The sequence below is a fragment of the Bartonella sp. AP57NXGY genome (genome assembly GCF_042195805.1).
Taxonomy (GTDB): Bacteria; Pseudomonadota; Alphaproteobacteria; order Rhizobiales; family Rhizobiaceae; genus Bartonella.
Window position 1 is genome coordinate 1 of record NZ_JBHIOZ010000539.1, and the last position, 684, is coordinate 684.

General features: G+C 38.0%; 2 protein-coding genes. Both read right to left on the bottom strand.

The features are described 5' to 3' along the window. The coding region (locus ACFIL8_RS11900; RefSeq protein WP_375689987.1) for a class I SAM-dependent methyltransferase at positions 1 to 286 on the bottom strand (286 nt) is incomplete at its 3' end. Positions 287 to 401: 115 nt separating this feature from the next. Further along, on the bottom strand, positions 402 to 684 hold a 283-nt coding region (locus ACFIL8_RS11905; protein ID WP_375689985.1), incomplete at its 5' end, for a hypothetical protein.

The following is a 684-nucleotide window of genomic DNA, read 5'->3' on the forward strand; positions in this document are numbered from 1 at the left end:
TAATATGCGTAAATGTATTTTCAGGATAAGACATACGCTCAGCATTTCCAATATGAAACTTAACCATCGCCTGCATAACAGAGCTATCAACCTTGTTCTGAGCGGATGGTACAAACTCTGCACTTATATCAATTCCCACCGCTTGACATTGCACTTCACACACAATATTTAGAGTTGAGAATCCAGTAGAGCATACCAAATCCAATAGATAGGATTTTTTGCTAATTGCGCCATGCGTGATCCAACATCTGATAGTCTCCAGCCCACTAGGAGGTGTGTTGTTTATATCTAAAAAGCCAAAAAATCAGGATATGAGAACACAATAATATCAATTTCCTTTGAACTAAAGTCCTTCATCGTCGATCTTCCACCATCGTAAATTTTTTTTGTATCAGTTGCTTTCACATACTTTGACTTATGATCTCGTGATACTGTGCAGATTGAGTACACATCCCCAGAGCCCAGATTGTAATTAAGTTCGTACCATTCTGCTCTTTTATAGAGCTAATATTTGAAAATAAATAACCATAATCTTTAGATATAACACGCCTAGGTTCAATAATTACCGTAAGCTTATGTAAACCACAACCCAATTGTGATAATGCCTCATAAATTTTACGAGGGTATTCGTCATTGATCGTCATGGCATCGCAGAACGCTGTGGAAGTCGGATATCCCCGCCTA